The following is a 24,300-nucleotide window of genomic DNA, read 5'->3' as shown; positions in this document are numbered from 1 at the left end:
AAGAGATATGAATTATAGATTTTCTTTTATAAAATTGGTCATTTTCGTGTACAGGTGCAGGCGGGTGTTACCACCTTTTATACTGTGATTTTTATCGGGATATATGGCCCAATCAAACTGCTTATTGGCCTGTACCAATGCCGTTACCATCCGCATTGAATTTTGCAGATGTACGTTGTCATCTGCTGTACCATGAACCAATAAATACTTACCCTTTAAAAGCTCTGGATAATTAAAAGGGGAATTTTCATCATAACCACTGGGGTTTTCCTGGGGCGTGCGCATAAAACGCTCTGTATAAATGGAATCATAGAACCTCCATGAGGTTACCGGTGCCACTGCAATGGCCATTTCAAAGGTATCATTTCCTTTTAACAAACAATTGGTAGACATAAATCCACCATAACTCCAACCCCAAATTCCCGTCCTTGATTCATCGATATAAGGCAGTTCACTTAATTTTTTAGCTGCTGCTATTTGGTCTTCTACCTCATATTTTCCCAGTTCCAAATAGGTTACCTTTTTAAAGGCCGATCCTTTATATCCCGTTCCCCTGCCATCTACACAAACCACAATATACCCTTCATTGGCCAACATTTGATACCAATAATCGTTGGTGTTCAGCCAACTATTGGACACCTGTTGCGACCCCGGCCCACTGTATTGGGTCATAAATAATGGGTATTTTTTGCTTACATCAAAATCTTTAGGTTTTATCATCCACATATTCAAGTCATTGCCATTAATGGCAATGGTAGAAAATTCTTTTGGATTTATACTATAATTCTCCAATTTAGAAATTAGCTGCCGATTAAATAAAATATCCTTAATTTTTTTTCCGTTCATAGAATTATGTAACGCATATTCAGGGGGATTGGCAGCACTGGAGTAGGTATTGATGAAATAGGTGAAATCGGCGCTAAAATCGGCGACATTCCATCCCAATTTGGTGGTCAGACGCCTTTTACCCCCTCCATCGCTACCCACGCTATACACATCCCGATTCATTGATCCATTTTCCGTGGATTGATAATAAATTAGATCTTTCTTTGGGTCGTAACCATAAAACTTGGTCACCTCCCATGGACCTTTGGTAACCTGATTTTTTAAATTGCCCACTGCATCATACAGGTAAATGTGCTTATACCCATCCTTCTCACTCGTCCAAACAAAGCTGTCATCGGCCAAAAATGTTAGATCGTCCGTAACAGTGACATAAGCATCATCGGTTTCTTCCAACAAAAGACTGCTGGTATTATTTATTGTACTTACCGTAAATAGCCTTAATTGATTCTGGTGACGGTTCAAAACCTGGACGCTAAGAAAATGGGGATCCTTCGTCCATTGAATTCTAGCTATATAATACGGATCGTCTAAATCAGCACGGGTAATTTGGTAAGTGTCCATATCCACAATATGTAGGGAGACTTCTGAATTATTTTCCCCGGCCTTTGGATACTTGAACACAGTTTGGGACTGGTAAAGTTCGGAACCGTAAACGTCCATTGAAAATTCCGGGCCTTTGGATTCATCAAATTTTATGAATGCCAATTTAGAACCATCGGCATTCCACTCAAAAGCCCTTACAAAGGCAAACTCCTCCTCGTAGACCCAATCCGTTATCCCATTGATAATCCTATTTTTTATCCCATCCCTAGTAAGTTGGGTGGTACTATCGGTGGCTATATCCCAAACATAGATATTATTGTTCTTTACATAGGCAAGCTTGCCTCCATCAGGAGAAAAGGACGGTTCCTGGATTTTGGAACTTGATACAGCGGAGATATCTTTGGTTTTGAGGTCGTATACATAGTAAATCCTTAAAGTAGATCGTCTGAAGATAGGCTCAATGGCCGTGGCCAACAATAATTTGGATTCATCTTCACTAAATTCGTACGACATAAAATATGGTACCGAACTTGAGGATGAAACTATTGTTTCACGCTTTTTTTGGGTTTTGTAATCATATATTTCTATAGACGAGGTGGCTGTTGCCTTATCCACATTTAAAATGGTGTATTGTTTCCCATTTTTCAAGGACCGCAATCTATCCAAACCCTTTACACTAAAAGTACCATCATAAATTTCCTGCAGGGACAGCTGTTTGTTTTGAGCCATCAGCACTGAAAAATGACACAAAAAAAATACTATTGGCAATAGTAAGGGGGGTTTTCTCACAAAAACAAAGGTTTATTGGATTTATTATTACTGAAATACATCAATAATAATTTCAGTATTTTCAAAAATTTATTCAAATCTTCAAGTTTACTAAAAAATCCACAAAGAAAATGACTTACCAGTAAAAAAATAACATTTTTTAACCTTTTGAAACCTATTTTAAGATGTATAGTGGATTGACGCCATATTACTATCTTTACACAAAGAAATCGCAAGCCTAATGACCAAACCTATAGAAGGATTTTCCAAGCTGACCAAAGAGGACAAAATTAACTGGATTGCCCAACATTATACCCAACATCCCAAAGAAACAATTGCCGTTCTAAAACAATATTGGAACGAGGATGATAAATTACAGAATTTACATGATGAATTTATTGAAAATACCATCACCAACTTTTATTTACCACTGGGCATTGCCCCCAATTTTCTCATAAACAATAAGCTTTACGCCATCCCCATGGCCATTGAGGAAAGTTCCGTTGTTGCAGCAGCCAGTAAGGCAGCCAAGTTTTGGCAGACCCGTGGGGGCTTTAAGACTACCGTTCTGGGAACGGAAAAAGTAGGTCAAGTACATTTTATGTACCAGGGCGATATAGAAAAACTCACCAAATTTTTCAAGCATGTAAGGCCAAGATTGATCAGCAGTGTTGCTCCCATTGTTAAAAACATGGAAAAACGAGGCGGTGGAATCAAGAATATTGAATTACGGGATAAAACATCCGAACTGGATAACTATTTCCAATTACATTGCACTTTTGAAACCTTGGATGCCATGGGGGCAAATTTCATAAACTCCTGTTTGGAAGGGTTCGCTCAATGCCTAAAGGAGGAAGCACAGCAATATGGTCCCTTTTCCGATGGCGAGAAGGATATCGAAATAGTCATGAGCATTCTTTCCAACTATATCCCCAATTGTGTGGTACGGGCAGAGGTTAGTTGTCCAGTTTCCGACTTAAAAGGCCACCATGGAATTACCACAGAAGATTTTGCGAAAAAAATGGTCCGTGCCGTTAATATTGCCAAAGTGGAGCCCTACAGGGCCGTAACCCATAACAAAGGGATCATGAATGGAATTGATGCCGTAGTTTTGGCTACAGGAAACGATTTTAGGGCAGTAGAAGCAGGAGCACATGCCTATGCTTCCAAAGATGGGCGCTATACCAGTCTTACACACGCCAGTATAGAAAACGGAATATTTAGATTCTGGATAGAAATTCCCATGGCCCTAGGAACGGTGGGTGGCCTAACCAGATTGCATCCATTGGTAAAACTTGCCTTGGAAATTTTACAAAATCCTAGCGCAAAAGAACTAATGCAAATTATAGCCGTTGCCGGACTCGCCCAAAACTTTGGTGCGGTACGCTCTTTGGTAACCACGGGTATACAACAAGGGCATATGAAAATGCATTTATTGAATATATTGAATCAATTGGGCGCAACGGAAGATGAGAAATTAAGCTTGGTAGACTATTTTAAAAGGCATACAGCCTCCCATAGCGCGGTAGTGGAAGCCTTTGAAGAGCTGAGAAACAAAAGATGACAAAACAATATTACAGTAACGGAAAACTATTGATTACCGCAGAGTATCTGGTCTTGGATGGTGCCCAAAGTTTGGCGGTACCCACTCTATACGGACAATCCCTTTCCGTAAAAGAGATTGGAGACAACAATCTGTTGACATGGAAAAGTTTGGACGAAAAGGGCAAGCCTTGGTTTGAAAGCATATATGAATTGGAGGGTTTGCACCCAATTTCACAAAATGTCGTTTCCAAAGAGGCCTTGGATATTTCGGGCACCCTTAATAAAATTCTTACGGAAGCCAGAAAATTGAACCCCAAATTTTTAAGCGCCGACCAAGGTTATGAGGTTTCCACGGCCTTGAACTTTCCAAGACAATGGGGTTTGGGGTCGTCATCCACCTTGATCAACAACATTGCCCAATGGGCCCAAATCGATGCTTACACCCTACTTTGGAATGCCTTTTCCGGTAGTGGTTACGACATTGCCTGTGCACAAAACAGTTCGCCCATAACTTACCAATTAAAGAACAAGACTCCTATTGTACAGTCAGCAACCTTTAACCCTCCGTTTAAAAACAATCTGTACTTTGTTTATCTAAATCAAAAACAAAACAGCAGGGAGGGTATTGTCCAATATCGCAAGAAGGAATTCAACCGCTTTTCCACAATATCCCAGATTAATAGTATTACCCAAAGAATGTTAACCTGTACCCGGCTGTCCCAATTTGATAAACTAATTAAAAAACACGAACTAATCTTAAGTGAAATCCTTGGAATGCCCATGGTAAAAGAACGATTGTTTCCTGATTACAAGGGGGCCATAAAGAGTTTGGGAGCCTGGGGCGGGGATTTTATTTTGGCAACAGGCAACAAGACCGCTCCAGATTACTTTAGGGAAAAGGGATATAACACCGTTATTCCCTATTCAAAAATGGTAAAATAGGCCTAAAGAATTAAGGTACAAGATTGTTCCCATTGAAATGAAACCAAACTACCAAAACGATAAAGCCTCCCATATGTGGGAGGCTTTATCGTTTTATGAAGAACTTTCGCCATACTAATAAAAAATTGCTCTTTTATCCTCTATAACCGAAGATTCCTTTAAGGCATTGTATACAGCAAAATTTACTCTACCCGCAGCACCTGCCTGTAAATTATTGGCATAAGTGCTGTAATTATCCAATTTGGCCGCTTCTTCTTTTTTGGTAACCGTTAGCATATATACGCCACTATCCCCCTTGATTAAACCAGAGGTAGCTCCTTGCTCCATAGCAAAGGCAGTACCAACAACAAAAGCTTCCGATCCCGCACCTGGTATGATAGGGGATTTCATGGTCAATGCAGAAGCTGTAGAAGCTATAACATTATTATCCTTGGCGAATTCATCCATAGTTTTACCCTTATTGGCTTCTATGATCTGTGCCGCCTTTTTTTCCTTTCTCAATTTTGGAAGCACTAAAGCCGAAGCGTCTTCCACACTCATCAATCCTTCTGCGTATTTTGCAGTCAGCCTCACAACGGCATATCCGTTATTTATGTTGAACCTTTTAACCTCGCCCAACTTGGTGTCTTCGTTAAAAGCCCATTGGACGATGGCACGTTGGGCCGAAAGTCCTGGCAGGTTTTCATCCATCTCCTTAATTTTATTTACCGGCCTAACCACGAAGTTACTTTCTTTGGCAGCCACCGCAAAATCCTTATCGGAGGTGGTTTCCATTTCAAATTTGGTTGCCTCGGTGAACAAAGTATTGATAGTTTCTTCGGATGGTTCAATTTCCCTTGCCAAAGTGGCTATTCTAACAATATCCTGTTTGTCATCTATCTTAACGATATGAAACCCAAAATCCGTCTCAACCATACCTATGGCTCCAACCGGATTACTAAATGTGAAGTCGTTAAACGGTGCTACCATTACACCTTCCTGGTTATATCCAAGGTCGCCGCCCTGAGGGGCGGAAGGTCCGTCCGAATTATCCCTGGCCAATTCTGCAAAAACAGTTCCGGTCCGCTTTGCCTCCCTCAACAATTCCTTAGCTTTTTTCTCAGCATCCTCCTTGGTTCGGGTAACCTCCGGATTGGCACGTTGAGCGCCTACATAAGATATTAGGATATGACTGGATTTTACCGTACCATTTGCCTTTCTATCCATCATTTTGGATACCTTAAAGTAATCCCCATCGCGATAAGTCCCAAATATATCTCCCTTTTCCAAGGACATAAGGGTATCCGCAAATTTAGCAGGCAGATCTTTCTTAGCCTTATAAATGGTATCGTATTTTAGATCCGAATTTCTGTCCAAAAAGGCAACCATATCCGTAGTATTCCTGAAACCTTTAATGGTATCGTTGGTATCCTTTTGAGCATTGTACTCAACGCGGTCCTCCAAAAGTTTTGTAATTTCCTCCTTTACAGCATTTTCATCTTCCAAAGAAGCTTTTTCCTCGAAATAGACAAATTCAAGATCTCTGGCCTTGTCTTGTTTATAATCCTTTTTGTGATCATTGATATACGCTTCTATCTCTTTCTTGGTAACCGCTATGGATGAATCCGGAATGGAGGTAAAAGGTACGCGCACATACTTAATATCCACTTTATCATTGGCCAACTTATAATCCAATTCCCCTTCTTTCAAGGTGGAACCAACACCTGCTTTTATAAGGTTAAAATAAGTCTGTTCCTTGGCATTCTGTATAATGGCCTGTTCATCCTGTAACCACAAAGCGTAGCGACCTGGATTGTTTGCCTTCCAATCGGCTACGGATTCCCTAAACTTGTTTTCATCGAAAACACCGCTGGCATTATGAAATTCGGGATTTTGAACATAGGAAGGAATGGTCTTAATATAATTTATTATCTGATCCTGTTCAATATTAATACCCAACTCCTCAAATTGTTGGTCAAGAATGGTATTTCTCACTTCCCTATCCCATACTTGATTGACCAATTGCATGGAAGAAGCAGTAGGACCGGCCATTCTAGAATACGCCTCCACATTCCTTCTAAATTGATCTATGGAAATTTCATCCCCATTGATCTCGGCTACGGAAGAACCAACCTTTCCACCACCCATGTCATTGCTGCTAAACACCCCTGAAATTACGAATGCGAACAAAGCCAAACCAATAATTAAAATTAAAACGGTAGTTCGTTTCCTTATATTCTCTAAAATTGCCATTATGTAAATTGTTTATATTTATCCCGTTACTATCGGGAGGCGAAATTACTACTTTCTTTTGAAATAATAAAAACTAAAAAAACCTTAAATACCTATTCATCATCAAGCACCATCAAGGATACCATATCTATTTTATTACTTGAAACCTCCAACACTGCAAAAAGAAAATTACCAACCTTAATCTCTGAGTTTTTCTCTGGGATCTCGCCCGTTTCATTAATGATCAACCCCCCCAAGGTTTCGTACTCATCACTTTCCGGAAGCTCCAATTTGTATTGTTCATTAATATAATCCACTTCCAACCTCCCCGAAAACTTATAGGAGTTTTGATTTATCTGCTCCTCATACAAATCGGTGGTATCATGTTCATCCTCTATGTCGCCGAAAAGTACCTCCACGATATCCTCGACCGTCATTACCCCAGAAGTACCGCCATACTCATCCAGAACCACCGCGATGCTTTTCCTTTTTTTGGTCAAAATATTAAGAATATCATTGATGAGCATTGTTTCCGGCACAAACTCCACTGGCAGCAGGATACTTTTTATGGTTTTGGGTTTCTTAAAAAGCTCATAGGAATGCACATAACCAATAATGTTGTCTATGGTATCCTTGAATACAAGAATTTTGGAGTAGCCTGTTTCCGTAAAAAGTTTTGCCAAATTTTTAGGGGTCTCATGAAGTTCCACTGCCGCAATCTCGGTTCTTGGCACCATTACCTCCCTGGCCTTAACTCCAGAAAACTCCAAGGCATTTTGGAAAATCTGTATTTCAGAATCCACCTCATCTTCCTTCTCCACAGCCTCCATTTGTTCGGTAATATAATCTCCCAATTCTATTTTACTAAACGCCAATTGCACCTCATCCCCATCTGTTTTAAAGAGCACTTTAAGAATTATATCGGAAATCCAAATAACGAAATCCGAAATTACAGAGAATAATACATAAAAAATATAGGCGGGAATTGCCAATATCCTGAGCATGGTGTTACTATAAATCTGAAATAACACCTTGGGCAAAAACTCGGCCGTCAATAAAATAATCAAAGTAGAGATAACGGTTTGGGTCACCAAGCTGAAATCCGTAAGCATTAAACTTAAGAATCCACTTGGATCCGCCTCGATTCCTGCAAATAGGTTCATAAGCAGGTCTCCCATAAAAAGTCCGTAGACCACCAAGGCTATATTGTTGCCAATAAGCATGGTAGCAATAAACTTGGAAGGTTTTTTGGTAAGGCGGGTCAGCACCTTAGGCATAAAGCCTTCCTGTTTTTTTTCTATTTCTATATGAATTTTATTCGCAGAAATAAAGGCTATTTCCATTCCTGAGAAAAAGGCCGAAAACAGTAATGAAATAACAATGATAATGACACTATATGCCTCCAAGATTATTGTTTATTGTTTTTTTGACGCTCCTCGAACCTTTTCCTGTAGGTTTTTTTAAAAATGAACATCCCTATAGAAACTATCGCAAAGAAAACAAATAAATAAGCCCTTTGCCTATCTATGTTCCACTGTTCGTAAATTTCAAAAATGGAAACTACGGCCACAGCCAAATAAAGGTACTCCGTATATCTTAAAATCTTAATCATTTTCTATCTTCTTTTCTTTTATACTCATATATCCATAGGTCTTATTGGCATTAAAAAAGGTAAAATTCCTATTAAAGTCCATTCCCTCGCCATCCATTATGGTTCCTTCCTCTGGATTGGTGTATTTAAATTTCCGCTGGGTAAAAATCCAATCATTGGCCCTATCCCAATATAATTGTGGTGCTTCCAGTTTTTTACCATCACTGGATTCCATCACCACATTACCTTGCAAATCTATTAAATTAGTACTGGAATAAATAATTCCATAATCTGCCGTAACCGTACTCTTTTCACCTTTTTCGTCAAAAAACTCCAAAACAAGTCCCTCGGGAAATGTTGTATAGGGAAAAGGCTGGTTATCAAACTCATTGCTGACCGGGCTTTTTAACACGGCAACAATATGTGCGGCAACTACCCCTTCATTTTTTTCAAGCTCATCGGTCTCCGTATAAGTTAGGGTAAAGTCCTCAGCAACCGCACTTGGAAATATCTTTTTAATTGCCTCGTCCCCAACTCTCTTATAATTATCGGCACAGGAAAAAAAAAGCATTGCCATAGATAAAACTATGGCAATGCTCCTTAAATTATATAAATTTCTTTTTTTCATCTTATAGGTTGGGCACTTTTACACTACCACCTACCCAACATGAGAAACTTACTGTTTTACCGGCCATACCGGAGTTAAATATATCCGTTTTGGACGGTGCCTTGGCTCTGTAACTTGCAGCAGCCTGACTTGCCCTGCCACTTAGGGCCGGATCCACACGACCTGCCTGTCGGGCCAAATCTTCAGCCTTCCAGTAGATAGCCCTTTTCTCGAAAGGGGTACTACCACATTCATTGGCACTACTGGCATACAAACTGGCAATCAACAAATAAGCCTTACCGTTGGAAGGATTGGCATCTATTGCTTTTTGCGCATAACTCCTAGCCGTAGACTTACTACCTCTTCTGTAGCTAGTAGCTATTTTATATGCGATGTTGGATTTTTTCTTGGAATCGGTTTCCAGCTCCAATGCCTTGTTAAAATCTGCAATGGCCCCACTGGTATCACCGGCATTATTCTTAAGTGCCCCACCATACATATATGCACTGGCTGATGGCTCCAAAGCCAACTGCACTTCAAAAAGTTGTTTGAACAATGGATCTTCAGTACACTCTTTACTGTACATTCTTCCTACAGCTCTCTTAATCCAGGTTATATCTCCTTTTTTAGATTCAAAATTCTTTTTGTACAAAGGAATTAAGTTTTCACAATTGGCCAAAGCACCCAATTTGCTATCAATACTTTCAGCTATTTTACCATAACTTTCAGAATAACTATTATAAGAGCTCAATTGTTTTTTCTCTTTTGAAGTCAAGGTACCCGCATCTTCTTTAGGAAGAAGTTTCGTTATAACCTCTGTAAGCTTTTCATTTTCTTCTTCAATTTTTTCGGTAATATTGTCATATTTCTCAAAAACTTCCTCCAAATCCCTTTTACCGGCACTGTTTAGATCTACCAAGCTGGAGAAATATAAGTATAGCGCTTTAGGGTTTTTAAAATTTGCCTTATCCTCTGTAAAAGCCTTGTCTAGTTGAGTATAGATTTCCTCATCGGTAATCATTTTTTCATCATACTTCAACAAAACCTTATCTATAATGGTCTCGGCAAGGTCTGTCTTGGCAGGGAAGTATTTTGCCCTATTATCATATAACTCTATTAAGGCCGTGATATTGGCCGTCTTATCTGCACCGGTAGATTTCCCTAACCTATCCTTTAATATTCGTTCCCCATATAAAATATTGGCCCAATTTAAGGTAGGACAATTTTCGTATACCATTTTCCATGGTGTATAGGCAGCCTCATAATTCTTAACTTTCACATGTTCGGTGTAAATGGAAAGATTGGTCATACACTCCGGATTTTGAGCTTGGGAAAGCCCTAAACCCACATATCCCATGGCGGCAATCGCTGTGATGTAGAGTTTCTTTTTCATCTGTCTGTTTATTTTTAAGGTGGTTAAAGTAATAATTTTTAATTAATTTTTCTCGGTATGAACCATTTATCGTTTAAAGATAGGCCCACATTAACTTTGAAATAATTTTCCTCAACCAAGTCCCCATATTTGGTTCCTCTTTTTCCAAGTTCAAAGCCAAGGTTAATATTTGAAAGATTACGTCCCAGTGGTAAACCTATTCCAAAAGTTATGCCAAAATCATTAATCTCCTTATTATCTACCACTATTCCCGATTTGGAGGCCTTTGCTCCGGCCCTATAGGTAACCCTTTTCAAATAACTTGTAAATGAAGTGTAATCGGGGATATAATATCCTCCAAGCCGGTAGGTCTGGGCATTTTTGTATTCCAAATTACTGGAAGGCGAAAGCTCGTTCTCAAAAGAGCTCAATCCCTGAAAACTGTACTCGGCCCCCAAGAACCACTTTCTATCCTGGCCATAACCTAACCCCAATGTGGCGGTGGTTGGGATCTGCACCCCTGTACGCGCCAAACCCTGAGCTTCCAAATCCACTTCCAAAACTTCAATATCCCTACCACTAACAGTGGAAAAGGAACCTATGGTCCTAGTATTTTCGGAAACCAAATTGGCCTGGGTGTTTATTACAAGGCTGGTAAAAAGAGTATGTTTTTCGTCGATGGTCGGTGTAAAACTAGCTCCAAAATTAAAGTCGAAGCCCTTTATTCTAGATTCTATCCTATTGAAAGACCCTAACTGCACATCTTCAATAGTCTGATAGCTATTGGTATTCTGGTTCCCAAAATTAAAATTACTGGTAACTCCTATACTTAGGTTTTTGAAAAGTTCATATCCAACAGAGATATACACCCGGTTTAACCCTCCTTCACCGTTAAACGATTCCAATACCGATCCTTGGGAAGAAGTTCTTTCGGATTGAAAATTGTACCCTACGGATGAGTAGGGCATAATACCAAAGCCAAAACCAAAGCCCTTGCCCAGATTAAACCCTAAAGACAAATAGTCCAAATTTGAGATAGAGGCATTTTCCTTTAGATCATTACTTTCAAACCTGTAATTTTTTCGGGACATCCCTGCAGTATAGGTCGTCAACCTCAGCTTACTATATGCAGCGGGGTTATTAAGGCTAATGTGAATACTATCCGTATAAACACTCAACCCGCCCATCATTTGATTCTCCACTGTGCCTGTAGCCCTTAAATCCCCAACACCAAAATAGGAATAAGGGGAAGCAGTACTATTCTGAGCATATATGCTTACCGAAGTTATGCATAAAATTGCAATAATAATATTTTTGATCATCTAGCGCTTGTTGTATTCTAACAAATGGTATAACCCCAACAGGAGAAATTTAGAATGCGCAAATATGGTATTTTTTAATCGTTTTGACAAAAATTGAGCATCACCTCCTGTTAAAATAACTGTTAAATTGACAAATCTACCCCGATATTGATCAATAACCCCATCAATTTCATTGCAAATACCGTTGACTACACCACTATGCATGCTTGTTTCAGTAGTGTTTCCAATAAAATCCACAATGGCTTTTTTTTTCAACAAAGGCAATTTGGAAGTTTGTTCGTGCATGGCCTTGTATCTCATGGTTATTCCCGGTGATATGGCTCCGCCCAAATATTCTCCGTAGTCGTTAACTACATCATAGGTAACACAAGTGCCCGCATCTATGACCAAGGTGTTTCCTTTAGGGTTATGATAAAAGGCTGCTGTAGCCAGGGCAATCCGGTCTACACCTAGGGTCTGGGGAGTGGCATAGGAATTTTTAAAAGGGGTTTTGGAGGTGGAACTAAGGACATGAACTTTACAAAAGACGCATAACATGGCTATTTCCTCATGGCCAATTGCTCCTACGTTGGAAACAATGGCATTTTGTATGAGAAAGTACTCGGAAAAAATTGATTTCACATTTTTTGCAAAATCTGCCATTGGAATTTTTCGATAGGAAATGATTTTATCACTATCGAAAACCGCCATTTTTATTAGGGTATTACCCACATCTACAATCAAGTTCATACTGTAAAGATCAAAAAACTTAAAAAAACAAAAGCCTTTTTTTTCATTTTTGTTTGTATATCCTAAATTTGAATTTATATTTGCACCCGCTTACAGCGTTTGGTGCCTTAGCTCAGTTGGTAGAGCAATGGACTGAAAATCCATGTGTCCCTGGTTCGATTCCTGGAGGCACCACCTCAAAAGCCCTTGATTATCAAGGGCTTTTTTATTTTATCGTCTTTTTCAACTTTTCGTCAACCTTTGCTCTCCAATAGATCTGCCTTAAGGACATTACTTCCCAAGGAGTTCCCTTATATTTACTGTCTCCCATATGATTCCCTGATAGGCACTTTCCCGCCCACCTTCGTACAAAATACCAAGACATTCCCCATCCCTAGCTGTTAAATCCGAATAAGCCGAAGGGCCTGGGAATATTTGTTTTTCAATGGGCCAAGATTTTCCATCATCGCTACTAAGCCTCAGCGTCATATTTATTCTATTTTTAATATCGGCCGGATTGGCGAAAAGGATATAAACCTGACCCATAAAATCAAATCGCAAGGTACTGGCCTGACAAATTGGTTCTATCAAAGACTCATGATGGTACATATCCTTCCACGATTCCCCTCCGTCATCGCTATAGGCAAGTTGTCTGCTGCTCATCTGCCGATCATAATTACGCATATTGAGCAGGAGTCTGTGATCGGAAAGTTCCACTACCTCACATTCGTTTACCTGATCAAGGGGAGTACTTCCTCCCAACTCCCAGGTAGCACCGTGATCATCGGAAAAAATGGTATGTGAATAATACTTTTTGGTTACCGCCTCAATATGATCACTGGCTATCACCAACCTATCCTTATACTTGCCTCCAAGAATTTGAATACCCGACCCTGGTCCTGTGGCATACCATGTCCAATTGGGTAGTTTTACATCGGTAGTGATTTCCACAGGCCTACTCCAACTCTTACCGTCATTTTCAGATTTTAGCACAAATACCCTACGAGTGTCCTTGCTCTTTTGGGCTATAATTTCCGATTCATGGTCTTCTCCCAAATTCCAGGTAGACAATAAAAAAATATCCCCTGTTGTACGATCTACTACAGGTGAAGGGTTTCCGCAGGTATTTCCTTCATCGTGCCACAGTACTTCCAATTTACCCCAAGTTTCACCTCCATCTGTTGACCGCTTCATTACCAAATCGATACTTCCGGTATCGCTACAGCCATTTTTCCTACCCTCCGCAAAAGCCAAGATAGCACCCTTTACCGTAGTGACCACCGCAGGAATCCGAAAACACTGATAACCTTCTTTTCCTCCTTCAAAAATATAATTCAACATTTTTCCTCCCTCTTTTTCCCCTTTTGGGGTTTGGGAAGCAAGAGGAAATGTCAGAAGACCTACAATAGCGAATATAGAGGCATGCTTTAAAAATAATTTGGAATAAGTCATTTTGTTATTTCATTAATTTGGAGAAATTACTATTATAATTTTATACTACCATAAATATAAGACAACATCATTCCACAATTTGACCCTTAGCCTGCAAAACGTCTTTAAGCTTATGGTAATCAACATCCTGAACAGCAGTATTTTCATCAATTGCCAACACGGCCGCAGCAGCAGCCGATTGACCCAAAATCATAAATACAGGTTCCATTCTAATAGAGCCAAAGGCGATATGGCTTGAAGAAACGCAAACCGGCACCAGGAGGTTCTTACATTCTTCCTTCTTTGGCACCAAAGATCCATAGGAAATGGTGTAAGGACCATTGGTCCCCACCCCTATATCCCCTTCATTCTGTACAAAGCCCTCAGGTGTTACATAGCGTTGTACATTATGTGAATCCATGGTATAAGATCCCAAACCGATCGGATTGGGAGTGGGACTTTTCTTTAAAAGCTCCTTCTCTGTCATGACAAACTCCCCGACCATACGCCTGGCCTCCCTTACATATATCTGATGTGGCCAGTGGTCATTATCTATAAATTCATCCTTGGCCAAACCCCATTTTTGCATTTCGGTCCGTATATCTTCCGGTACCCTAGGGTCATTGGCAACAAACCAGAGCAATCCCTTTTGATAATTTTCATGCTCCTTTATGATCTCATTTCTTCTTTCATAAGTGGCCTCCGGATAGTCGTAATTCATACCAATGTTATCACTACTAAAAGGACCGTGGTTATTGGTATCGGTTTTGTGGTTTGGTATGGGATCAAACTTTTCGAACCAATCCTTTCTTCCCGTTTCCAAGACCCGGGCCAGGAGTTCATAATTCAAGGAATCGTAATCTTCTGGTTTTGGAAAAGGAATCCTATTTTCAGGATGATCTGTCATACACATTCTAAAACAATAGGCTTGGATCTTATCATCACCGCTGTGCCTTTCACCAGGATTCTCTCCTGACACCTTGGGCAAAAGACCACTGCTAGGGTCTCCTGGAACTACATAAGGGGAAATGTCCGATCGGAACCAATGCTTATGGTGCAAGACCCCGGTCTGCACCCCATTCCATTCTTCCCCATAAACTTCCCTGCCTTCCCTGCCCACATGATAACTAACGCCTGCTGCGGCCATTAGATCCCCTTCATAGGTAGTGTCCAAGAACATTTTACCTGAATACGTTTTTCCTGATAGGGTGGTAATTGAAACTATGTTTCCATCCTTCATCTTTACCCCGTTTTCCCTATCCAACCATTCATCACGATCTACCCTGATCTGTTCTTCCCGTACCAACTCCTCAAATACCTTTTCCGCCACATGTGGTTCAAAGATCCACATGGTCCTGTTCTCCCCGTCCATGGCAGGGGTACCTTGACCCTTATTGCCATATTCCTCTTTTTCTTGCCAGACCCAGGCCTCTTCCGTATTGTAATGTTGCCAGACCCTATGGTAGAACTCCCTGGCCAGCCCACCTATAACACTCTTATCCCCTGTGTCGGTAAAGCCCAGCCCACCCGAGGACAGTCCCCCCAAATGGGTATCGGGCGACACCACAACAACCGATTTCCCGGACCGCTTTGCTTCCACCGCCGCGGAAATAGCCGCGGAAGTACCACCGTAAATAATGATATCTGCCGTAGCTACCGTGCTACTCTTTTCTACGGACTGTTTGCACCCTGTGAGTCCAATCATTCCAACAAATACCAGGATAAGGGTAAAATTAAAAGGCTGTCTTTTTTGCTTCATTTTTTTGGTTGTTGAACTGGGTCTAGTGGGAAATTACAACTTATTTTATTCTTTGACCATCTTTAAGGAGTTGCTCCTTTAGTTTGGCATAGCGCACATCCTGAACATGGGTATTGCCATCTATGGCCAGAGCTGCTGCTGTAGCCGCCGATTGCCCCAGGACCATAAATACCGGCTCCATACGGATAGATCCAAAGGCAATGTGTGTGGAACTTACACAGACCGGTACAATTAGGTTGGTACATTCTTCCTTTTTGGGCACCAAGGACCTGTAGCTAATGGGATAGGGCTTAAAGCCATGTGCCTCTACATTGCCCTCATTTTGAACAAAACCATTGGCATCCACATATCGCTGTACATTATGGGAATCCATACCATAGGCGGCCAATCCTATGGCATCCTCGGCCACTACCAATGCCTCACAATTTTTTTGGGTCATCACGTAATCACTGATCATCCTCCTGGCTTCCCGTACATAAAGTTGTTGCTGCCACCCATCGGCCCTTTCAAATTCATCCTTGGTAGTACCCCATCTGGAAGCTTCTTCACGCACTTCTTCCGGAATTCTTGGATGATTGGCCAGAGTCCACATAAGCCCCATCTGGTAGTTCCTATGCTCCTCTATGATCTTTTCACGTTCCGCATAGGAGGCCTCTGGATAGTCATAGTTCCTGCCGATATAATCGGTAGAAAAGCCAAACTTGTTGTTCGTATCCGTTTTTCTATTGGGCATACTTGAGTTTATCCAAGGCAATAACGAACTCCCATAGCCATACATCTCCCTAATGGGACCCTTTCTGGCCTCGTAATTACGAAAAAGCAGTTCATAATTGACCTCATCATAATTTGCTGGCTTTTGGAAGGGGATGCGGTTTTCCGGATGATCGGTCAGGCACATCCTAAAGCAGTAGGCCTGAATCTTTTTATCGCCTTCGCCCTCCAAACCCGGTTTTTCATTGACATTTGGTAAAAGGCCACTTGTAGGATCCCCTTTTATGACATAGGGATCCACCCCGGGAATAAAATTGTGGTTGAAGGCATTTTTTGAAACAAGCCCAGTCAAGGAGGTATTTATGCTGTTGGCCTGTACCCCGTTCAAGGTCTCCCCATATTCCTCGTTGCTTTCCCTGCCCACGGCATAGGAAACCCCGGCAGAAGCCATAAGATCCCCTTCATAAGTGGTGTCCAAAAACACCTTCCCCTTAAAGGTCTTGCCGCTTTCCATGGTGATCGACTCAATTTTGCCATCTACTTTTTTGACCCCCGTTTCCCGGTTCAACCGTTCGTTGTATACCATTTTTATTTTCTCATTGTCCATCAAGGCCCTATATACTTCAAGAGCTGCCGAAGGTTCAAAGGTCCACATGGTCGGTTCCCCCTCTTCGGTACGGGTCTGACCTCCGTCCTTGTACTCCGATCTCCTCTCCCATTTCCAATTTTTGGGATTGTCGTAATATTTTTTGATGTTCTCATAAAATTCCCTGGAAATCCCACCAATGGCCTGCTTGTTCCCAATATCTGTCTGGCCAAGGCCCCCAGTGGTAAGACCTCCTATACGATTGGTAGGTTCTATAAGCACTACGGACTTGCCCATTCTACTACTCTGCAGGGCAGCGGCTACACCTGCGGAAGTTCCGCCATAAATAACAATATCGTATTTCTTGGTCTGACCATTTGCCATTAAAGTCACAAATCCCAAAGACAAACATAGGATTAACCTAATAGCATAATTTTTTACGTTCAATTGATGATAGATTCCAAACATTCTTTCTTTTTAACTATTATACATTCACTCTTCAAAACTTTAATTGCGATAATTTGAATCCTAAAAAATAAGAGACCGATCCTTTGGTTCCAAGGGCATAAAATTTACATCCAAATATCCTCCACTGGCATTATCATCGCTTACTATTTGAGGTTTTCCCTTTAGCGATTCCAATGAAAATCGATGAATATGTCCTGAAAATATACCCATGAGATTTGGTGCCGAAAACACTGCCTTATGAAAATTAAAGGTCGTCTTGGAATGTCCCGATTCTGGCCACCTAAGTCGTCCTTCCAACTCAAAATTTCTATCGGAAGAAGCTCCCCAATCCGGATTACCGCATCCAAAACCAATGGATTTCCCTGGAGCGTACATAGGTATATGCACCAAAAGTATCAAAGGAACATTGCTGGCAACATGTTCTTTAAAAAAATTCAACTGTTCCTTACTTATTTGATAGGTAGAATTGTCAATGGCCAAGAATCGAATTCCTTTGACATCATATGCCGCCATTAATGGATGATTGCCTTGATACAAGGAAAGCAATCTTTTATTTATCCATGTGTCCCTTAAATCTTCCAATGGACCTTCCATACCCTCATAATGCCAATCATGATTGCCAGCAACATAGATATAAGGAATATCCACTTCTTTAAGTTTAGCTGTTACCCATTCTATGGCTGCTTCGGATGGAAAACTAAAAATATCACCGATCAGGGTAATTAAGTCCGCTTGGGACTCCTTAGCAAAATTCAAGGCTGCCTCAAATGCCAATTCAGGGTTGATCAATTCCCCTGTTTTAAAATGCTTGGTCTGATTATAGGCTTTGGCCATACGCCCACTGTACCTCTTGTATGGAATTCCGCGATCATCGTCCCTAAAAAGATGGGTGTCGGCTATATGTACAATTTTTACGGGCTCTTTAATGGCATCCGAAAAAAACTGAAGTTTGTTTTCCTCTACCGTAACACAAAACTGAATGTCTTTTTCTGAGGAATTTGTGGTTGTTCCACTTGTTGAATACTTAGTTAGTCCCAACCCAATGGATGCTGAGGCGGCATTTTTGAAAAATAATCGGCGTTTCATCTGTTCATGTTTGTTGTTTACAAAAAACGAAATAAGCAAGGACGCCCCACTTAACCCAAATCTTGTGTTAAAATAGGACCAATAACCCTGGCCCCCGAATTTAAGAAAATTATAAGACTAAATTCCCTGCAAGCTGCTTTAGGATAATTTCTGACAACTTTGCCTGAAATTTGGCATTGCTATGGCGCACCTTTGCATTGATATAATTTAATTGGGCCGTCCTAAATTCAATGGTTGGGATGATACCGATTCTATATTTTTCCACAGTAATTTCCATATTCTCCTGTGCAATTGCCTCATTTTTTCCTTCCAATTCAATTAGGCTAATATTGGTCAGGTAGGTTTGATAGGTAGTGTTTACCACGGACATTAATTCCTGTTTTCGTTGGGCAATGGCCACCTCCGCATTTTCAATTTGAATCTTGGCTATTTTCTCATTGCGATTTTGATTAAATCCGTCAAAAACATTTAGACTTGCACCAAAACCATAGTTCCACCCTCTTGAATTTGAACTTGTAGTAAATCCCAAACTGGATTCCGAGCGTCCAAAATTATACCCAGTGCTTGCAAAGATTGTTGGGTAACGCAAGGCCTTGGTCTGTTTTAATTCCAATTCACTGATTCTCTTATTGATCAATTCTACTTGTATAGCTGGATTTTCCTTCTCTACTAGGGTTTCCAGTTCAGGCAACACCAATCCTTGGTCTACAAAAATTTCTGTGACTACCTCAAAATCAATTTTCAAATCCCTGGCGAGATACTGGTTCAATTTAACTTTTGTATTCACATATAATTCCTTCTGCCGTTGCATCAAGGTTTCATCCGTATTTAGATCCACCTGGGCATTCAACACCTCCAACTTGGAAGCTTTTCCTATTGTGAAACGGTTATATGCCAGATCAACCCGTTGTTTCGAAATAATAATGGTGCTATCCAATGCCATGAGTTGCTGTTTCTGCTGCACCAGGTCAAAATAAGTAATCATAACCTCACCCACCTTGTTAAGAATAACCTGTTTTAATTGGGCCTCCCCTAATTTATGGGTTTCCTTAAGTTGCTCATAGTCCGCGAACATCCTTAGCCCATCAAACAGCGTCCAGTCCATGGCCACACCATAGTTGAGGCTATTGTTCTTGGCATTATCCCTTTCCACCACGTTTCCGTCGGACCGGGTCTGAGTCAGATTTTGAATGCTATTATTGTCTGTTAAATTAAGCTTAACTTGAGGAAGCATCCCTGCATTGGCGGGACTTACAGAAATCCCATCTATTTGTAGTTCATTGGACGCAATCTTAATTTGATAATTGTTTTCCAATGCAATTTGTACGGCTTCCTCAACCCTAAGAATCTCCTGTGCACCCATTAAACTGGTTAAACCAAAGAAGGCAAAAAGTATGGCGGCGTAATTATAGTTGTTCATGTTAATGGGCTTCTAAGGCTTTAAACTCCGGATGCTGCTTTCTCTCCCTAGACCACAAGAAGTACAAAGCTGGAATAACAAATAAAGTTAGTACCAAAGAGAACATGGTTCCTCCAATTATAACTACCCCCATACCGATACGACTGGCAGAGGCAGCCCCTAAAGAAAGTGCAATTGGCATGGCTCCTAGGGCAATGGTTAGACTGGTCATAAGAATGGGCCGCAACCGGGATTCCGAGGCTTTTAAAATGGCCTCCATTTTAGACATACCCTCCTCCCTAAGTTGGTTGGCGAATTCCACGATTAAAATTCCGTTTTTGGTAACCAGGCCAATGAGCATAATGGTGCCTATTTGGCTGAAAATATTCCAAGTCTGTCCAAAAAGCCACAAGGAGAACATGGCCCCGGCTACCGCCATTGGAACCGTTAAAATTATAATTATAGGGTCTATAAAACTTTCAAATTGGGCGGCCAATATGAGAAAGATAAGCAAGAGGGCAAGACCGAATGCAAACAAGGTATTGGAACTGCTCTCTACAAAATCTCTGGATTCACCTCCTAAATCCGTAGTAAAGCTATCATCCAGTACTTTCTCCCTTATTTCTTCCATGGCATCTATGCCATCACTTAGACTCTTTCCTGGTGCCAAATTTGCAGAGACTGTTGCCGACATATACCTATTGTTGTGAAACAATTGGGGCGGACTACTGTGTTCCGTGGTCGATACCAGATTGTCCAATTGAATCAACAGGCCATCACTATTTTTTACAAAAATGGAAGTAAGGTCCAATGGGGCGTCTCGGTCCTTTTTATCGAATTGGCCTATAACCTGATACTGTTTCCCGTTCATTAAAAAATAGCCAAACCGTTGACCGCTGAGGGACAATTGCAATGTTTGCGCTACATCCAAAACGGATACGCCCAGACTTTCCGCTTTTTCCCTATTGATGGTAACATAAAGTTCGGGCTTATCAAATTTCAGGTTTACGTCTGTAAAGGAAAAGGTTTCGTTTTTTTCGGCTTCCTGCATAAACTCAGGAATCTTCTCCTCCAGCTTTTTAAAATTTTGGGCTTGGATAATATACTGTATAGGAGGGCCTCCACGCCGATTTACAGCTATGGTGGGCCTTTCGGATACATTGGATTTGCCACCCACATAAGATTTGGCCCATATAGCAAGATCATCTGCAATTTCCTTTTGTGATCGATTCCGTTCCGTTGGGTCTACCAGAGCAATATTTGCTCTTCCGCTGTTCACGGCAGATGTACCAAAACCGGGAGACGTAAGTACCAAACTCACTTTCTTTTCCGGAACAGAATCGTTAATTAGATCGGTGATGTCATCCATTAAACGATCCATATATTCATAAGATGATCCTTCAGGGGCAGTTACACTGAGCCGAATAAAACTACGGTCGTCATAAGGCGCCGTTTCCTTTTGGAGTAGGCCATAGAAAAGGGCAATAAGCCCAATACATGCCAACAATATTGGAAAACTCAACCATTTTCTTTTCATAAAAACACGAAGTGAAGCCGCATAGGATTCATTCATTTTTACAAAATACCGTTCCGTAAAATTGTAAAATTTTGAATGGCTCTGCTTACCGGGTTTAATTAGATAGGCATTGAGCATTGGGGTCAGGGTCAGGGAAACAAATGCCGACACCAGTACTGCCGCTCCCAGGACAACCCCAAATTCCCTAAATAATCTCCCTACAAAACCTTCCAGAAAAATAACAGGAAGAAAAACCGCTGCGAGGGTAATGGATATTGAAATGACCGCAAAGAAAATTTCGTTGGATCCTTTTATAGCTGCCTCGATCGGACTCATCCCGGCCTCCACCTTTTTATATATATTTTCGGTTACCACAATTCCGTCGTCTACAACGAGCCCTGTAGCAAGCACGATGGCCAAAAGTGTTAGGACATTGATAGAAAATCCGAACAACCACATAATAAAGAATGTGGCTATCAAGGATACCGGTATATCCACCAATGGGCGTAGTGCCATTGACCAATTTCTAAAAAATAGGTAAATGACCAGGATAACCAAGATAATGGATATTAAAAGTGTTTCAGCAACCTCTGTAACCGCCTTTCTAACAAATACAGTGTCATCTATTACAATGTTTAATTTGAAACCTTCGGGCAGATCCTTTTTAAGCTTTTCGTACTCAAGGTAAAATCTATCGGCAATTTCAAGGTAATTTGTACCCGGCTGTGGCACTACCGCGATAGCGACCATGGGCTGACCTGAATCGCTCATCTTGGTTTCCATGTTCTCGCCCTCCAAAGAGGCCCTGCCTATATCGCTTAGCCGCACCAATTTTTCGCCATCGGCCCTGATAATAATATTGTTGAAACCGTCCTCAGTATTTAGGTTACCAATGGTTTTTACCGTTATTTCGGTATTATCACCTGTTAATTTGCCCGATGGCAGCTCTACGTTCTGGGCCAACAAGGCTTGGCGCACATCCGCAACCGTTAGACCGTAGGACGCCAGTTTAAAAGGGTCTATCCACAAACGCATTGCATACCGGCGCTGTCCCCATATTTGAACACTGCTTACCCCTGGTATGGTCTCTATTCTTTGGGATATCACATTTTCGGCATAATCCGAAAGTTCCAGTATGTTTTTTCCATCGCTCTGAATGGTCATCGAAAGAATTCTATCCGCATCGGCATCCGATTTTGAAACTACTGGAGGCGCATCCAGATCATCGGGCAGACTTCGTACGGCTTGTGAAACCTTATCGCGGACATCGTTGGCTGCATCTTCCAGGTTTTTATCAAGATTAAACTCTATACTTATGGAACTGGACCCCTGAATACTGGAGGATGTAAGGTTTCTTATACCGTCAATTGAATTAATAGCCTTTTCCAAGGGTTCGGTAATCTGCGATTCTATAATATCGGCATTTGCCCCTGAATAATTTGTACGAACCGATACTTGAGCTGGATCTATGGAAGGGAATTCCCGTACACCCAAATAATTGAAGCCAATAATTCCAAATAGAATTATTGTAAGATTCATCACTATAGTTAGTACCGGACGCTTTATGCTTATGGTTGATAGATTCATTGTGCCACAGTCATTGGTTCGTTTTCCTTTAACAGTACTTTTACGGGTGAACCATTCTTCAAGGCCATTACACCATACGTTAAGACAGTATCCCCAGCCTTTAACCCAGATACGATTCTTACAGAACTTCCCGTCCTAGCTCCTATTTCCACATCCATCTCCTTGGCCAGGCCATTCTCCACAATAAATATTTTCTTGCCATTCTGAACTGGAATCAAAGATTCACTGGGCACCAATAAGGCATCATTCACCGTTTCCAAGGGCAGTATTACATTGGCAAAAGCGCCTGGAAAAAGTTTACCCCCAGGATTTTCGGCCGTTGCCCTCATTTTTAAGGTTCTTGTGGCAACCTCTACTTCTGGTTCAATCGCATATATTTTTGCACTATATTCTTCCCTGGAATTGGCCGTTGTGAAAGTGAAGGAAGTACCCACTTTTATTTGTGCGGCGTATTTTTCAGGAATGGAAAACGTAATCTTTAGCTGGTCGGTATTCACCAATTTGGCTACGGCAGTTTCCGGACTAACATAGGTCCCTTTCGAAATGGAACGAAGTCCTATTATACCAGAAAACGGGGCACGAACCGTTGCTTTTGATAATTGTGCGGATATCAATTCCGATTCTGCACTGGCGGATTGGAAATCGGCGCTTGCAATATCATATTCCTCTTGGCTTATGGCCTGCTTTTCCAACAGAAGCTTTGCCCGTCTTTCATTTTCTGCGGCCAGTTTTTGGGCGGTCCGTACTTTGGACAATTGAGCCTGCAATTCAATATCGTTCACCCGGAACAACACCTGCCCTTGAGAAACCTTGCTACCTTCCACAAAATTGATGCTTTCAACAACACCGGACACCTCACTTCGTATCTCAATTTGCTCATTGGCCTCCAAGGTACCCGAAAGGGAAATATTATCATTAAACACTTGGGGACGAAGAATCATTCCAGAAACCATTGGGACCGTTCTATTGGTGGCCGCACTACTTGATTTACCTGCCTCACTATTTTGCATAATACGATAGGTTATCAAACCTCCCAAGCCAATTAGCATTATAGTATAAACGATGTATTTTATTTTCATAATTTTCTGGAGATAACAACCAATTGCAAAAACATTAACAAGACTCTAACAAATCTAATTCTTATGACTTATTTTTAAGAATAGTTAAACTTTATTTAACAGTGATTAACATAAAATCAAATAATTGTCCCTGATGTTTCCTATAAAACAAAAAAACACAAGGCGTGTTTATGATTAATAACAAGCGTTATTTCAAATCTATAAATATTGATATCATAGGCCA

The 24,300-nt window shown here is 41.0% G+C and carries 17 protein-coding genes and 1 tRNA gene; 3 read left to right on the top strand and 15 right to left on the bottom strand.

Going from position 1 to position 24,300, the window contains the following annotated elements; all coding sequences use genetic code 11:
• Nucleotides 1-12: 12 nt before the first annotated feature.
• On the bottom strand, nucleotides 13-2,118 hold the full coding sequence (locus C7972_RS02675; protein WP_110354641.1) for a S9 family peptidase: 2,106 nt from the start codon (nucleotides 2,116-2,118) through the stop codon (nucleotides 13-15).
• 280 nt (nucleotides 2,119-2,398) lie between these two features.
• On the opposite strand from C7972_RS02675, the gene C7972_RS02670 reads away from it, so the two are divergent.
• Together C7972_RS02670 and C7972_RS02665 are read left to right on the top strand one after the other, a co-directional pair.
• Nucleotides 2,399-3,721: a hydroxymethylglutaryl-CoA reductase, degradative gene (locus C7972_RS02670; RefSeq protein WP_110354640.1), complete on the top strand. Its 1,323-nt coding sequence runs from the start codon at nucleotides 2,399-2,401 to the stop codon at nucleotides 3,719-3,721.
• The gene (locus C7972_RS02665; RefSeq protein WP_110354639.1) at nucleotides 3,718-4,644 is read left to right on the top strand and encodes a GYDIA family GHMP kinase; all 927 of its coding nucleotides are present in this window, start codon (nucleotides 3,718-3,720) and stop codon (nucleotides 4,642-4,644) included. Before C7972_RS02670 ends, C7972_RS02665 begins: the two co-directional genes overlap by 4 nt.
• A gap of 114 nt (nucleotides 4,645-4,758) precedes the next feature.
• Here C7972_RS02665 and C7972_RS02660 read toward each other — a convergent pair whose 3' ends face one another.
• The 7 genes from C7972_RS02660 to C7972_RS02630 form a co-directional block, all read right to left on the bottom strand.
• On the bottom strand, nucleotides 4,759-6,876 hold the full coding sequence (locus C7972_RS02660) for a SurA N-terminal domain-containing protein (protein WP_110354638.1): 2,118 nt from the start codon (nucleotides 6,874-6,876) through the stop codon (nucleotides 4,759-4,761).
• 92 nt (nucleotides 6,877-6,968) lie between these two features.
• Nucleotides 6,969-8,261, bottom strand: a complete 1,293-nt coding sequence (locus C7972_RS02655; RefSeq protein WP_110354637.1) for a hemolysin family protein — start codon at nucleotides 8,259-8,261, stop codon at nucleotides 6,969-6,971.
• 2 nt (nucleotides 8,262-8,263) lie between these two features.
• Nucleotides 8,264-8,467 carry a hypothetical protein gene (locus C7972_RS02650; protein ID WP_110354636.1) on the bottom strand — a complete coding sequence of 68 codons (204 nt, stop codon included), beginning with the start codon at nucleotides 8,465-8,467 and terminating at the stop codon, nucleotides 8,264-8,266.
• On the bottom strand, nucleotides 8,460-9,074 hold the full coding sequence (gene lptC / locus C7972_RS02645) for an LPS export ABC transporter periplasmic protein LptC (protein ID WP_110354635.1): 615 nt from the start codon (nucleotides 9,072-9,074) through the stop codon (nucleotides 8,460-8,462). Before lptC ends, C7972_RS02650 begins: the two co-directional genes overlap by 8 nt.
• Nucleotide 9,075: 1 nt before the next feature.
• Nucleotides 9,076-10,446, bottom strand: coding sequence for a tetratricopeptide repeat protein (locus C7972_RS02640; protein WP_110354634.1), 1,371 nt, complete (start codon nucleotides 10,444-10,446; stop codon nucleotides 9,076-9,078).
• Between the two features lie 38 nt (nucleotides 10,447-10,484).
• Nucleotides 10,485-11,747 (bottom strand): hypothetical protein, encoded by a 1,263-nt coding sequence (locus C7972_RS02635; protein WP_110354633.1) that lies wholly within the window; start codon nucleotides 11,745-11,747, stop codon nucleotides 10,485-10,487.
• Complete coding sequence (locus C7972_RS02630; RefSeq protein ID WP_110354632.1) at nucleotides 11,748-12,476, bottom strand: type III pantothenate kinase; 729 nt, start codon at nucleotides 12,474-12,476, stop codon at nucleotides 11,748-11,750.
• 101 nt (nucleotides 12,477-12,577) lie between these two features.
• Here C7972_RS02630 and C7972_RS02625 point away from each other — a divergent pair.
• Nucleotides 12,578-12,650, top strand: a tRNA-Phe gene (locus tag C7972_RS02625).
• 96 nt (nucleotides 12,651-12,746) lie between these two features.
• Here C7972_RS02625 and C7972_RS02620 read toward each other — a convergent pair.
• The 7 genes from C7972_RS02620 to C7972_RS02590 form a co-directional block, all read right to left on the bottom strand.
• Complete coding sequence (locus tag C7972_RS02620) at nucleotides 12,747-13,907, bottom strand: exo-alpha-sialidase (protein ID WP_110354631.1); 1,161 nt, start codon at nucleotides 13,905-13,907, stop codon at nucleotides 12,747-12,749.
• Between the two features lie 67 nt (nucleotides 13,908-13,974).
• The gene (locus C7972_RS02615) at nucleotides 13,975-15,645 is read right to left on the bottom strand and encodes an FAD-dependent oxidoreductase (protein ID WP_220020849.1); all 1,671 of its coding nucleotides are present in this window, start codon (nucleotides 15,643-15,645) and stop codon (nucleotides 13,975-13,977) included.
• Nucleotides 15,646-15,685: 40 nt separating this feature from the next.
• Complete coding sequence (locus tag C7972_RS02610) at nucleotides 15,686-17,410, bottom strand: FAD-dependent oxidoreductase (protein WP_181422800.1); 1,725 nt, start codon at nucleotides 17,408-17,410, stop codon at nucleotides 15,686-15,688.
• Between the two features lie 60 nt (nucleotides 17,411-17,470).
• The gene (locus C7972_RS02605) at nucleotides 17,471-18,496 is read right to left on the bottom strand and encodes a metallophosphoesterase (protein WP_110354806.1); all 1,026 of its coding nucleotides are present in this window, start codon (nucleotides 18,494-18,496) and stop codon (nucleotides 17,471-17,473) included.
• A 109-nt stretch (nucleotides 18,497-18,605) separates the two neighbouring features.
• Entirely contained in the window at nucleotides 18,606-19,916 is a 1,311-nt protein-coding gene (locus tag C7972_RS02600; RefSeq protein WP_110354630.1) for a TolC family protein, read from the bottom strand.
• A gap of 1 nt (nucleotide 19,917) precedes the next feature.
• Nucleotides 19,918-22,998, bottom strand: coding sequence for an efflux RND transporter permease subunit (locus tag C7972_RS02595; RefSeq protein ID WP_110354629.1), 3,081 nt, complete (start codon nucleotides 22,996-22,998; stop codon nucleotides 19,918-19,920).
• Complete coding sequence (locus C7972_RS02590) at nucleotides 22,995-24,077, bottom strand: efflux RND transporter periplasmic adaptor subunit (RefSeq protein ID WP_110354628.1); 1,083 nt, start codon at nucleotides 24,075-24,077, stop codon at nucleotides 22,995-22,997. The genes C7972_RS02595 and C7972_RS02590 overlap by 4 nt, the downstream gene beginning before the upstream one ends.
• Between the last annotated feature and the right edge of the window lie 223 nt (nucleotides 24,078-24,300).

Source organism: Arenibacter sp. ARW7G5Y1 (assembly GCF_003201775.1).
Lineage (GTDB): Bacteria > Bacteroidota > Bacteroidia > Flavobacteriales > Flavobacteriaceae > Arenibacter.
The sequence above is the reverse complement of the archived record's forward strand: the minus strand, read 5'-3'. Positions and strand labels throughout refer to the sequence as shown.